8 protein-coding genes are annotated in these 13,180 nt (G+C 74.4%); 2 read left to right on the plus strand and 6 right to left on the minus strand.

Going from position 1 to position 13,180, the window contains the following annotated elements; genetic code table 11:
* Positions 1-15: 15 nt before the first annotated feature.
* The 4 genes from ald to AC1Z4A_RS05775 all read right to left on the minus strand — a co-directional run bounded on the left by ald (position 16) and on the right by AC1Z4A_RS05775 (position 6,057).
* Positions 16-1,131 carry an alanine dehydrogenase gene (ald, locus tag AC1Z4A_RS05760; RefSeq protein ID WP_483683510.1) on the minus strand — a complete coding sequence of 372 codons (1,116 nt, stop codon included), beginning with the start codon at positions 1,129-1,131 and terminating at the stop codon, positions 16-18.
* 187 nt (positions 1,132-1,318) lie between these two features.
* Entirely contained in the window at positions 1,319-3,475 is a 2,157-nt protein-coding gene (locus AC1Z4A_RS05765) for a tetratricopeptide repeat protein (RefSeq protein WP_483676746.1), read from the minus strand.
* Between the two features lie 204 nt (positions 3,476-3,679).
* On the minus strand, positions 3,680-4,327 hold the full coding sequence (locus AC1Z4A_RS05770) for an NUDIX domain-containing protein (RefSeq protein ID WP_483676747.1): 648 nt from the start codon (positions 4,325-4,327) through the stop codon (positions 3,680-3,682).
* A gap of 77 nt (positions 4,328-4,404) precedes the next feature.
* Positions 4,405-6,057: a CTP synthase gene (locus AC1Z4A_RS05775; RefSeq protein ID WP_483676748.1), complete on the minus strand. Its 1,653-nt coding sequence runs from the start codon at positions 6,055-6,057 to the stop codon at positions 4,405-4,407.
* A 453-nt stretch (positions 6,058-6,510) separates the two neighbouring features.
* On the opposite strand from AC1Z4A_RS05775, the gene AC1Z4A_RS05780 reads away from it, so the two are divergent.
* Both AC1Z4A_RS05780 and AC1Z4A_RS05785 read left to right on the plus strand, forming a co-directional pair.
* Positions 6,511-8,313 (plus strand): glycoside hydrolase family 15 protein, encoded by a 1,803-nt coding sequence (locus AC1Z4A_RS05780; RefSeq protein WP_483676749.1) that lies wholly within the window; start codon positions 6,511-6,513, stop codon positions 8,311-8,313.
* A 149-nt stretch (positions 8,314-8,462) separates the two neighbouring features.
* The gene (locus AC1Z4A_RS05785) at positions 8,463-10,085 is read left to right on the plus strand and encodes a PucR family transcriptional regulator (RefSeq protein ID WP_483676750.1); all 1,623 of its coding nucleotides are present in this window, start codon (positions 8,463-8,465) and stop codon (positions 10,083-10,085) included.
* Between the two features lie 40 nt (positions 10,086-10,125).
* Here AC1Z4A_RS05785 and AC1Z4A_RS05790 read toward each other — a convergent pair whose 3' ends face one another.
* Both AC1Z4A_RS05790 and recN read right to left on the minus strand, forming a co-directional pair.
* A complete protein-coding gene (locus tag AC1Z4A_RS05790; protein ID WP_483676751.1) occupies positions 10,126-11,241 on the minus strand; it encodes a glycosyltransferase family 4 protein in 1,116 nt (371 codons plus the stop codon).
* Positions 11,242-11,405: 164 nt separating this feature from the next.
* A complete protein-coding gene (gene recN, locus AC1Z4A_RS05795) occupies positions 11,406-13,157 on the minus strand; it encodes a DNA repair protein RecN (RefSeq protein ID WP_483676752.1) in 1,752 nt (583 codons plus the stop codon).
* Positions 13,158-13,180: the final 23 nt, after the last annotated feature.

Below are 13,180 nucleotides of genomic sequence, written 5' to 3' on the forward strand. Positions count from 1 at the left end.
TGATGTGCCGTCGGCTCAGCCGAGCAGGGTGCTCAGCTCGACGTGCGAGAGGCCGTGGGCCTCGGCGACCGGGCCGTAAACGACCTGGCCCTCATGGACGTTGAGACCCTTGGCCAGCGCGGCGTCGCGGCTCAGCGCCTCCTGCCAGCCGCGGTTGGCCAGCTCCACGATGTAGGGCAGCGTGGCGTTGGTCAGCGCGTAGGTGGAGGTGTTCGGCACCGCGCCCGGCATGTTGGCGACGCAGTAGAAGACCGAGCCGTGGACCTGGAAGGTCGGCTCCGCGTGGGTGGTCGGACGGGAGTCCTCGAAGCAGCCGCCCTGGTCGATCGCAATGTCGACAAGGACACTTCCGGGCTTCATCTTGGCGACGAGCTCGTTGGTGACCAGCTTCGGGGCCTTGGCGCCCGGGATGAGGACGGCGCCGATGACCAGGTCGGCCTCGACGACGGCCTTCTCCAGCTCGTAGGCGTTGGAGACGATCGTCTGCACCTGGGTGCCGAAGACCTTGTCGGCCTCGCGCAGCTTGTTGATGTCCCTGTCGAGCAGGGTGACGTGGAAGCCCATGCCGACGGCGATCTGGGCGGCGTTCCAGCCGGAGACGCCGGCGCCGATGACGACGGCCTTGCCCGCGTGGGTGCCGGGCACGCCGCCCGGGAGCACGCCGCGGCCGCCGGCCGAGCGCATCAGGTGGTAGGCGCCGACCTGCGGGGCCAGGCGGCCCGCGACCTCGGACATCGGGGCGAGCAGCGGCAGCGCGCGGTTGGCCAGCTCGACCGTCTCGTAGGCGATGGCGGTGGTGCCGGACTGCAGCAGGGCGTCGGTGCACTCGCGGGAGGCGGCCAGGTGCAGGTAGGTGAAGAGGGTCTGGCCCTTGCGGAGGCGGTGGTACTCCTCGGCGATGGGCTCCTTGACCTTCAGCAGCAGCTCGGCGGTGGCCCAGACCTCGTCGGCGGTGTCCAGGATGGCCGCACCGGCCTCGACGTACTCGGCGTCGGTGATGGAGGAGCCGAGACCGGCCCCCTTCTCGACGAAGACCTGGTGGCCGTTGCGCACCAGTTCGAGCACGCCCGCGGGGGTGATGGCCACGCGGAATTCGTTGTTCTTGACCTCGCGGGGGATGCCGACCTTCACGTCGATCACGGTCCTTGAATCAGAGAATGACAGGCTAATCCCTGATATGGCGGGCATACCAGAGCAGACCGCGTCGATCGCGGCTCAGCCAGTCTAATGAAGGATCCCGTGCTGTCTAGCCTTGCAATGCACCAATCTTTGCGCCATGCACCACTGATTTCGTAGGTCGAAGATCGAGTTCCCTGCGCTACTCCACCGGGGTGGCACCTTCGGTCCCCGGCTCCTCCGGGACAGCCCCCAGCAGCTGCCCGGCCGACTGCCGGTGCGCCGCCGCGGCCGCCGGGTCGCCCAGCCGCTCCAGGGCGTCCGCCAGCCGCAGCCGCACCGCCGCCTCCAGCCGGGCGTCACCGGCCTGCTGTGCGCACTCCGCCGCCTCCAGGCCCGCCCGCACCGCCTCGCGCGAGCGGCCCGAGCGCTCCAGCACCCGGGCGGCCTCGGCCAGCGCCCGCGCGTGCCCGGCCCGGTCCCGCAGCCGGCGGCAGGCGGCGGCCGCGGCCCGCCAGTCGCGCAGCGCCTCGCCCCACTGCCCGGCATAGCCGTGCACCGCGCCCAGCCGCCCGTACAGCCGCGCCTCGTCGGCCAGCTCGCCCCGCGTCAGCCGCAGCTCCAGGCCGCGCCGGTACCAGTCGGCGGCCCGCTGCCAGTCGCCCAGCTCCTGGTGGGCCGCGCCGACGGACTCCAGCGCCCGGCTGGTGGCGTACGGGTCGCCCGCCTCCCGCGCCGACTGGAGCGCCTGGCGATAGCGGTCGAGCGCCTCCGGGGTGCGCCCCGCCCGCGCGTCCAGATCGCCGAGGTTCAGCAGGGCGGCGGCCTTCTCCAGCGGCATCTCGCAGCGCCGGGCGACGTCGAGCACGAGCTGGTGCAGCCCGTACAGGTCGGGCGCCGCCGCCTCCGGGCCCAGGTGGGCGGTGAGCGCGCGGGTCAGCGCGGACACCAGCCGCCGGGCCAGGGTGTCCAGCCGGCCGTCCTCCACGGCCAGCCGGGCCGCCGCCAGCAGCGCGGGCAGCCGGGCCAGCAGCCACTCCCGGGCGGCCCGCTCGGAGGGGAACCGCAGCGGCCTGGGCAGCTGCTCCACCCTCCGCCGGACCGCCGGGTCGTGCCGCTCGGTGGCCGCCCGGCAGGAGTGCAGCTGCCGCACGGTGCGCTCCAGCATGCGGGCCCGGGCCAGCTCGATCTCCGCGGGCCGCTCCTGCGCCTGGAGCAGCGCACCGAGCAGCGGCGCGAGGCAGCCGGGCACCCGGTACTGCGGGGGCAGCGCCCCCTCGGCGCCCTCGGGCGCCTCCGCGCGCAGCAGGCCGCGGGCGGTGAAGTCCTCCAGTGCGGCCTGGGCCGTGGTCAGCGCGCTGCCCGCCAGGGCCGAGGCGGTGTGCGCGTCGGCGAGCCCGGCCGGGGCCAGGGCGAGCAGGTGCAGGATGCGGGCCGCGGGCTGCGGCAGCGCCTCGTAGGCGAGCCAGAAGGCCCGCGCCAGCGGCCGCGCGGCGCCCTCCTGCCCCGCGCCCCCGGCCGGCAGCTCCCGCAGCCGCTTGGCCACGTCGACGACCGACATCTTGGGCCGGGCGGCCAGCCAGCCGCCGACCAGCACCAGCGCGGCGGGCTGGCCGCCGCACTCCTCGACGACCCGGCTCGCCGCCACCGGGTCGCAGGTGATCCGGGTCGGGCCCGCGAACCGCTCCAGCAGCTCCACGGCGGCCACCGTGTCCAGCCCGCCCAGCGTGCACGGCCGGACGTCGGGCACGCCCGTCAGCGGGCCCCGGGAGACGGCGACGACCAGGCAGTCCGGCTCGTCCGGCAGCAGCGGGTCCACCTGCTCGGCGCCCGCCGCGTCGTCCAGGACCAGCAGCACCCGGCGGCCGTTCAGCGCCGCCCGCAGCGCCTCGGTCAGCTCGTCCTCCCGGGCCCCGGCGGGCACGGGGGCGCCCAGCGCGCCGAGCAGGGCGCGCGCGGTGCGCTCGGTGGGCACGGGCTCCCCGTCGGCACCGGTGAGGCGGGTGCGGAGCACCCCGTCCGGGTACTCCGCGGCGAGCTGCCGGGCCAGCTCCTCGGCGAGGGCGGTCCGGCCGGAGCCGGGGCGTCCAGCGATGAGCAGCACCCGGCCGCGCGGTCTCTTGCGGCCGGAGAGGGTGTCGAGCCCGGTGCGGACGATGTCGGCGCGCAGCTCCTTGAGTTCGCGCTGGCGGCCGACGAACCTGCCGTCGCCCAGGGCGAAGCCGGGCGGCACGACCGGCGCCACCACGGGCGGCACAGCGGGCGCCTGACGGGGACTCACCAGGGCGCCTGCGGTGGGCAACCGTCGCTCGGGCGGTGCCGTCGCCGGTCCGCCGGTATCCACCGTCCGCTCCGCCACGGGGCCACTCCCGTTCCACCTGCATGCGCTCGAGCCCGCCGCGGCCGCGGCTGGGAACGCTTCGAGCCTAGTTCGTCGAGCCTAGTTCACCGTTCGGCGCACTCCGGGAACCCGCACCGGCCACACCGAAGATCACCTATTCGGGTAGCCCGACGATAGGACCGGTGGGACCGGGGGGCCCGCTCGGCCCCTCCCGACAGTACGTCAGGCCTCGAACGGCCGGGCGGGCCAGGGCGCGTCCGCCGGGCGCAGCGCCTCCAGGCCGTCGCCGGCCAGCGCGGCGGCGAGCGAAAGGACGCCCACGACCAGGCAGTTGTTGTGCAGCTCGCCCTTGAGGACACCGCGCACCAGCAGCGCCAGCGGAACGCGGGCCAGCTCCATGTCGAGTTCCTCGTGCTCGACCTCGAAGCGCTCCCCGTCGACCTCGGAGATGCCGCGCGCCAGGAAGATCCGTACGGCCTCGTCGCAGCCGCCCGGCGTGGTGTAGACGTCCGTCAGCACCCGCCAGTCCTCGGCCTTGACGTGCGCCTCCTCGTACAGCTCGCGCTGGGCGGCGTGCAGCGGATTCTCGCCGGGCACGTCCAGCAGGCCGGCCGGGATCTCCCACAGCCGCTGCCGCACGGGGTGCCGGTACTGGTTGAGGACCAGGACGCGGTTCTCGTCGTCGAGTGCGACGACGGCGACGGAGCCGGGGTGGACCTGGTAGTCGCGCTTGACCACGGAGCCGTCGGGCATGACGACCTCGTCCGTGCGCACGCTCGTCTTGTTGCCGACGAACGGCGTTGCGGTCGCGTTGACCTGCCACTGCTCGGCAGTGTCGATGATGGCCCTGTGCGCCGTGTGGTGCGCCATGTCTGTCCTCCAGAAAACACGGAAACCGGGGCGGGGCCTCCGAAAAGGGAGGCGCCCACCCCGGTCCACCGTATAGGTCAGCCCTGCTGGCGCTGCACGGCCGCCTTGATCAGGCCGGCGAACAGCGGGTGCGGGCGGGTGGGACGCGAGCGCAGCTCCGGGTGGGCCTGGGTGGCCACCAGGTAGGGGTGGCTCTCGCGCGGGTACTCCACGTACTCCACCAGCTTGTTGTCCGGGGAGGTGCCGGAGAACTGGAGGCCGGCCTTCTTCTCCAGCTCCGCGCGGTAGGCGTTGTTCACCTCGTAGCGGTGGCGGTGGCGCTCCTCGACGTACTCCTTGCCGTCGTACACCTCGCGCACGATCGAGCCCTCGGCGAGCTTGGCCGGGTACATGCCCAGGCGCATGGTGCCGCCCATGTCGCCCTCGCCGGCGACGATGTCCATCTGCTCGGCCATGGTGGAGATCACCGGGTGCGCGGTGGCCGGGTCGAACTCGGTGGAGTTCGCACCCTCGATGCCCGCGAGGTTGCGGGCGGCCTCGATCACCACGCACTGCAGGCCCAGGCACAGGCCCAGCAGCGGCACCTTGTGCTCACGGGCGTAGGTGATCGCGCCGACCTTGCCGTCCACGCCGCGGTCGCCGAAGCCGCCGGGGACGCAGATGGCGTCCACGTCGGAGAGGTGCTTCTTGGCACCGGCGGGGGTCTTGCAGTCGTCGGAGGTGACCCACTTGATCTTCACGCGGGCCCGGTTGGCGAAGCCGCCCGCTCGGATGGCCTCGGTCACCGACAGGTAGGCGTCGGGCAGGTCGATGTACTTGCCGACCAGGGCGACGGTGACCTCGTGGTCGGGCTGGTGGACGCGCTCCAGCAGGTCGTCCCACTGCGACCAGTCCACGTCGCGGAAGGGCAGGTCGAGCTTGCGCACCACGTAGGCGTCCAGGCCCTCGCTGTGCAGGACCTTGGGGATGTCGTAGATCGACTTCGCGTCGATCGCCGCGACCACCGCGTCCTCGTCCACGTCGCACATCAGCGAGATCTTGCGCTTGATCGCGGTGGGCACCTCGCGGTCGGCGCGCAGGACGATCGCGTCCGGCTGGATGCCGATGTTGCGCAGGGCGGCGACGCTGTGCTGGGTCGGCTTGGTCTTCAGCTCGCCGGAGGGGCCGATGTAGGGCAGCAGCGAGATGTGCACGACGAAGACGTTGTCGCGGCCCACCTCGTGGCGGACCTGGCGCACGGTCTCCAGGAACGGCAGCGACTCGATGTCGCCCACCGTGCCGCCGACCTCCGTGATGACCACGTCGACGTCCTCGGTGGCCATGCGGCGGATGCGGTGCTTGATCTCGTTGGTGATGTGCGGGATGACCTGCACGGTGTCGCCCAGGTACTCGCCGCGCCGCTCCTTGGCGATCACCGAGGAGTACACCTGGCCGGTGGTGACGTTCGCCGACCCGTCCAGGTCGACGTCCAGGAAGCGCTCGTAGTGGCCGATGTCCAGGTCGGTCTCGGCACCGTCGTTGGTGACGAACACCTCACCGTGCTGGAACGGGTTCATCGTGCCCGGGTCGACGTTCAGGTACGGGTCGAGCTTCTGCATCGTCACCCGCAGGCCCCGGGCCTTGAGCAGCGCGCCCAGGCTGGAGGCGGTCAGTCCCTTGCCGAGCGAGGAGGCGACACCCCCTGTGACGAAGAGGTGCTTGGTCGTCGTGGGCTTTGCGGCAATAGCCAAAGGGGGGCTCCCGTGGTCGCGAGGTGAAGGTGCGTACCGGCGATCACCCGGTTGTTTTCGGGGGTGCCGTCGCTGCGGTTGGGGGGTCTTGCGCCCGCCGGTCCACGGGGTACCAGGGTATCAGCGCCCGGGGGCGGGCGCGTCCGGTGACGCGGCACGACGGGGGTGCGGACGGTGCGTCACGGGCGTGTCACCGACCGCGTGCCGGGTCCGCATCAGGCCACCCATTCGGCACAGATTCCCCGGCCAACCGTCGCGCGTGTCCCAACTCGGCGTCGTATCCTGCTCGGACACACGCAGCGAGCCGGCCGGCACGGCACCATCCCCGCCCCTTCCCGGAACAAGAGCTCGTCAAAGATCGCTTGCACCGCCAAAGGGCCCTGCCGGGTCCTGGATGTCCTGGATGCCGTTCGACCCCTCAGGGGTCCTGGATGCCGTTCGACTGGAGATGACGTGGCCGGGCGTATCGAGGATTACGCACTCATCGGCGATATGCAGACCGCCGCCCTGGTCTGCCGGGACGGTACGGCCGACTGGCTGTGCCTGCCCCGTTTCGATTCCCACGCGGCGTTCGCCGGACTGCTCGGCACGGAGGAACACGGCTTCTGGCGGGTCGGCCCGGCCCACCCCTCGGGGGCCGCACCGCCGGCCGCGGACCGGCGCCGGTACCGGGGGGACTCCCTCGTGCTCGAATCCGAGTGGGACACCCCGCGCGGGACCGTCCGGATCATCGACTTCATGCCGCCGCGCGACGGCGCCCCCCAACTGATCCGCATCGTGGAGGGCGTCAGCGGCCGGGTGCCGATGCGCTCCGCGCTGCGGATGCGGTTCTCCTACGGGCGCGTGGTGCCCTGGGTGCACAAGCGGGGCGACCGCACAGTGGCCGTCGCGGGCCCCGACTCCGTCTGGCTGGACACCACCGCCGACACCTTCGGCAAGGACCTGACCACCTACTCCGACTTCACCGTCTCCGCGGGCGAGCGCATCTCCTTCACCATCAGCTGGCAGCCCTCGCACGGCGAGCCGCCCGCGCTGCCGGACCCGGAGGGGTCGCTGGCGGCCACGGAGGAGTTCTGGCGCGAGTGGGTGGGCCACTGCACGTACCACGGGCCCTACCGGGACGCCGTGATCCGCTCGCTGATCACGCTCAAGGCCCTGACGTACGCCCCCACGGGCGGCATCGTCGCCGCCCCGACGACCTCCCTCCCCGAGGAGATCGGCGGCGTCCGGAACTGGGACTACCGCTACACCTGGCTGCGCGACGCCGCCATCACCCTCTCCTCGCTGCTGCGCACCGGCTACCGCGAGGAGGCCCGCGCCTGGCGCGAGTGGCTGCTGCGGGCGGTCGCCGGCGACCCCGAGAACCTGCAGATCATGTACGGCATCGCGGGCGAGCGCGAGCTGGGCGAGGCCGAGCTGCCCTGGCTGCCGGGGTACGAGAACTCCGCCCCGGTGCGGGTCGGCAACGGCGCCGCGGGCCAGCTCCAGCTGGACGTCTACGGCGAGGTCACCGAGGCCCTGCACCTGGCGCACATGACCGGCCTCGCCCGCAACGACTACGCCTCGCTGCTCCAGCTGCGGCTCATCGGCTACCTCGAGGACCACTGGAACGAGCCGGACGAGGGCATCTGGGAGGTGCGCGGCCCGCGCCGCCACTTCGTGCACTCCAAGGTCATGGCCTGGGTGGCCGTCGACCGCACCATCAAGCTCATCGAGTCCGGCGACGTGGACGGGCCGCTGGAGCGGTGGCGCGAGCTGCGCGAGGACATCCACCGGGACGTGTGCGAGAAGGGGTACGACAAGGAGCGCAACACCTTCACGCAGTCGTACGGCTCCCAGGAGCTGGACGCCTCCCTGCTGCTGATCCCGCAGATGGGCTTCCTGCCGCCCGACGACAAGCGCGTCATCGGCACCATCGAGGCGATCCAGCGCGAGCTGTCCACCCCCGACGGCTTCGTGCTGCGCTACCCGACCGCCGGCCACGAGGCGGGCGTGGACGGCCTGGAGGGCGACGAGGGAGCCTTCCTGGCCTGCTCGTTCTGGCTCGCGGACGACCTGGCGATGATCGGCCGCGTCGACGAGGCCCGCCAGCTCTTCGAGAAGCTGCTGGCGCTGCGGAACGATCTGGGGCTGCTGGCGGAGGAGTGGGACCCGCGGCTGAAACGGCAGGTGGGCAACTTCCCGCAGGCGTTCAGCCATGTGCCGCTGATCGACACGGCACTGAGACTGACGGCGTCGAGCGCGTTCGGGGGGTAGGGGGGTCTTTCCCCGATCCCGCCCCTTCCCGAAACTGGGGGCTCCGCGCGCAGCGCGGTCCCGGGGTCTGGGGCGCAGCCCCAGTTACGGGAAGGGGCGGGGTAGGGGAAGAAACCCCCCACCCCCACCCGTGGGCTAGGTTCACCGCCATGGAACCGCCCGCTCCGCCCCCGCAGGGGGCCGTCACCGTTGCCCGGGCCCTCGCACTGCCCGCCCTGCGCCGCGGACTGCCCGAGGTCATGGCCGGAGCCGACCGGCTGCACCGCCCGGTGCGCTGGGTCCACGCGGGCGAGGCACCCAACATCGCCGCCCTCCTCAAGGGCGGCGAGCTGCTGCTCACCACCGGCCTGGGCCTCGGCACCCGCCCCGCCGAGCAGCGCGCATTCGTCCGCGGCCTGGCCGAGCGCGGCATCGCCGCCCTGGTCGTCGAGCTGGGCTCGCGCTTCGCGACCCTGCCGGCCGCCGTGGTGGACACGGCCCGCTCGCACGGCCTCCCCTTGGTCCAGCTGCACCGCGAGGTGCCCTTCGTCGCCGTGACCGAGGAGATCCACACCGAGCTGGTCAACGAGCACTACGCCCTCCTGCGCCGCGCCGAGGAGGTGCAGCGGCGCTGCACGGAGGTGCTGCTGGGCGGCGGCGGAGTGCCCGAGGTGCTGCGCCTGTTCGCGGAGTTCACGGGCAACCCGGTCTTCCTGGAGACCCCGGACGGGCGGCTGCTCTACGCGGCCGGGCCGCCCGCCCCGGCGCCGGGGGCCGCCGATCCCCTCCAGGTGTGGGACGGACTGCGGGCCGGGGACCGCGACGGGGGGCTCCCGGGCACGCTGGTCGCCGACATTCCGGGCCACGGGCCGGGACCGGGCGCGGTACGGGCCCGGCTGACGGTCATGCCGGTGAACGTGCCGCTCGCCCCCGTCCACCGGATCGCGGCGGACCGGACCGCGGACCTGCTGGCGGTCGTCCTGCTGCGGGCGCGCCAGGAGGAGGAGCTGGCCGCGCGGGGCCGCGGAGACTTCCTCACCGACCTCGCCGAGGACCGGCTGGCCGCGGCGGACGCCCCCGCCCAGGCGCGGGTGCTGGGCTTCCGGCCGGGGCCGGGACCGCTGCTGCCGGTGGTGATGCGGCTGGCCACGGACCTGCTGCCGGCGGACGGCTGGGCCCCGCTCGCGGCAGCGGTGCAGGAGGAGCTGTCGGGGGTGGGGGTGCCCGTGCTGCTGGGTGTGCGGCTGCCGGAGGGGCGGGTGCCGCTGCTGGTGGGGCTGCGCGAGGAGGGCGAGCGGACGGCGGTCGCGGACCGGGTGGCGGCGGCCCTGCGGGCCGGGGCGGCGCGGGCGTCCGCACGGCCGCCGGTGATCGTGGTCGGGGCGCCGGCGACATGGGAGACGGCCGGGGCCGGTCTGCGGCATGCGGCGGAGGCTGCGGTGGCGGCCCAGGGGCTGCCGGAGCGCTCCTGGCACGACGTCCGCCGCCTGGACGTGGAGGTGCTGCTGTGGCGGCTGAGGTCGCACGGCGACCTGGCGGCGTTCGTGGACCGGGTCGTCGGCCCGCTGCTGGCGCACGACGCGACGTCCCGGCCGCCGCTGCTGCCGACGCTGGAGACGTATCTGGCGCATGCCGGGCGGAAGGCGGAGACGGCGCGCGAACTGCACCTGAACCGGCAGACGCTGTACGACCGGCTGGCCCGGATCGCCCGCCTGCTGTCCGCGGACCTGGAGGACCCGCAGACGGTCCTGTCCCTGAGCCTGGCCCTGCGGGCACGCAGACACGTGGGCTGAACACGACCGGCCAGGCCGCGGGCGGCCACCCCGCAGCGCCCTACCGCTGCCCCAGCTCGTCGTACACGCTGAGCACATGCGCCACTGTGTCGTCCTCCGACGGCCACTGCGCGGCCTGTACGAACCCGGCCGAGACCAGTTCCGCGCACCGCAGCGGGTCGTCCAGCAGCCGCGACACCGTGGTGGCGAGCGCGTCCGCGTCGCCGTAGGGCACCAGCTCGGCCGCGTCGCCCACGAGGTCCGGCACTCCCCCGACCGCCGTGGCGACCAGCGGCACCCCCGCGTGCAGGGCCTCCTGGGCCAGCAGGGCCCGGGCCTCCCAGGGGCTGGGCAGGATCACCACGTCCGCCGCGGCCAGCAGCTCCGGCACGTCGTCGCGGCGCCCCAGGAGCAGCACCGGCAGCTCCTCCTCCGTGATGCGGTGCTGGAGGGCCGCCCGCTCGCTCCCCTCCCCTGCCATCACGAGCAGCGGCTCGGGGTCCAGCTGCCGCCAGGTGCGGGCCGCGTCCAGCAGCGGGCCGTGGCCCTGGTCCGGCTCCAGCCGGCCGACGGTGACGAGCAACGGCCGGGCCACCGCGCCCAGTTCGGCGCGGGCCTTGAGCCGGACCCATTCGTCCTCGTCGGGGCGGGTGCGGGGCGCGGGCAGCGCCAGGGGGGCCAGCCGGGCGTCCCGTGCGCCGCGCAGCCGGGCCCGGTCCACCAGGTCCGGCGAGGCGCCGAGCAGTACGGCGGCCGAGCGCACGGCCTCCCGCTCCAGCAGCCGGACGACCCGGGCCCGGGCCCCTTCGGCCCGGGGCCTGCTGTGCCAGGTGACCACCAGGGGCGTGGCCCGCCCGCGCAGCGCGAGGGCGGCCAGCGCCCCCGAGCGCAGGCCGTGCGCATGGACGACGTCGGCGCCCCGGCTGGCCGCGCGGATGCCGGCCACGGCCAGCGCGCCCGCACCGGCCCTGAGCGGGGCGAACGCGGCGCCCGAGGCGGCGAATCCATAGGCCTCCGCGGTCTCGCGCGGGCCGCACACCGTGACCCGCAGCCCCCGGGCGACCAGCCCGCCCGCCAGCGACCGCACATGCGCACCGCTTCCGCCGCTCCCGCTGCCCAGGACCTGAACGGCGTGCAGGGAGGGCCGCCCGTGCGCGGGGCCGGGTGTGCTGCTCACGCGGGGGAAGCTCCTGGGTCGACGTCGGGCGGGGCGTGCGGCGAGGTGCTGGGTTCAGGATGCCAGCCTGCGCCGGCATCCCGGCACCACCGTTCCGCGGGCGGCCCGTCCCACCTCGCCCGCAGATCCCCGGATTCACCCGCTTTGGGGATTCCGTACGGGGCTCACCGCCCCGTGCGGGCGGCCTCCAGCAGCTCCTCGGCGTGGGCGCGGGCCAGTTCGGAGTCCTCCTGGCCGGCCAGCATGCGCGACAGCTCGCGGACCCGGGCCTCGCCCTCCATCGCCCGGACGCCGCTGCGGGTGACCGCGCCGTCGTGGGTCTTCTCCACGACCAGGTGCCGGTCGGCGAAGGCGGCCACCTGGGGAAGGTGGGTGACGACCACGACCTGCGCGGACCTGGCGAGGCGGGCCAGGCGGCGGCCCACCTCCACCGCCGCCCTGCCGCCGACGCCCGCGTCGACCTCGTCGAAGAGGTACGTCGGGACGGGGTCGGAGCCCGCGAAGACCACCTCGACGGCGAGCATCACCCGGGACAGCTCACCGCCCGAGGCGCCCTTGGCGATGGGACGCGGCTGGGCGCCGGGGTGCGGGGCGAGGAGGAGTTCGACCTCGTCGGCGCCGTGCGGGCCGTACGCGACCGCCCGGCCCGACACCTCGATGCCGGTCCCGGGGTCGGCCACCTCGTTCTGGCGGACGGCGAAGCTCACCCTGGCGTGCGGCATGGCGAGTTCGGCGAGTTCGGCGGTGACCGCGTCGGCGAAGCGCTGTGCCGCCTCGGTGCGGGCGTCGGTCAGCGCCTGGGCCAGCTCGCCGAGTCCGGCACGCAGCGCGTCGCGCTCGGTGGTCAGTTCGCCGATGCGGCCGTCGTCGCCGTCCAGCTCGGCGAGGCGGGCGGCGCCCTGCTCGGCCCAGGCCAGGACCTGGGCGATGTCCTCGCCGTACTTGCGGGTGAGCTGGGCCAGCGCGGCGCGGCGCTCCTCGACCGCGGCCAGCCGGCGCGGGTCGGCGTCCAGGTCGGAGGCGTACCCGGCCAGGTCGCCCGCCACATCGGCGAGCAGGATGCCGATCTCGCCGATCCGGTCGGAGAGGGCGGCAAGGGCCGGGTCGTGGGAGCGTACGGACTCCAGGGCGCGGTGGGCGCCCGCGACCAGGGTGGCGGCGTCGATGCCCTCCGGGTCCTCGGGGTTGCCCGCGAGCGCGGCGTGGGCCGCGGTGGCGGCGGAGGCCAGAGACTCCGCGTGGCCGAGCCGCTCGGCCTCGGCGGCCAGCTCGGCGTCCTCGCCGGGCAGCGGCTCGGTGGCGGCGACCTCCTCCAGGCCGAAGCGCAGCAGGTCGGCTTCCTGGGCGCGCTCGCGGGCGCGCGTGGTCAGCTCGGCGAGTTCGGCGGTCACCGCGCGCAGCCGGCGGTAGGCCTCGGCGTACTCGGCGAGGGGCTTGGCGACCGCGCTGCCCGCGTAGCGGTCCAGGGCCTGCCGCTGCCGGGCGGGGCGCAGCAGCCCCTGCTGGTCGGTCTGGCCGTGCACGGCCACCAGCTCGTCGGCCAGCTCGCCCAGCAGCCCCACGGGCACGCTCCGCCCGCCCAGGTGGGCACGCGAGCGCCCCTCGGCGGAGAGGGTGCGGCTGACGAGCAGCGTGCCGTCGTCCAGCTCGGCGCCGGCCTCCTCGGCCCGTACGGCCACGGCCGAGCGGCCGTCGACGGCGAGCCGCCCCTCGACCACGGCCGCCTTGGCCCCCACCCGCACCAACGCCGGATCGGCACGCCCGCCGAGCAGCAGCCCGAGGCTGGTGACGACCATCGTCTTGCCGGCGCCGGTCTCGCCGGTCACCGCGGTGAAACCGGGCGACAATTCGACCACGGCGTCATCAATGACACCCAGGGACCGGATCCGCATCTCCTCCAACACGGATACGACCATACGAGGTTCCGGGGGCCGCCCGC

It is taken from the genome of Streptomyces sp. 17_S59, assembly GCF_056930295.1.

Excerpts from the sequence above, each read along its gene's own strand:
- recN (WP_483676752.1), bottom strand. The coding sequence starts at position 13,157 with ATGGTCGTATCCGTGTTGGAGGAGATGCGGATCCGGTCCCTGGGTGTC.
- AC1Z4A_RS05770 (WP_483676747.1), bottom strand. The coding sequence starts at position 4,327 with ATGGCGCACCACACGGCGCACAGGGCCATCATCGACACTGCCGAGCAG.
- AC1Z4A_RS05785 (WP_483676750.1), top strand. The coding sequence starts at position 8,463 with ATGGAACCGCCCGCTCCGCCCCCGCAGGGGGCCGTCACCGTTGCCCGG.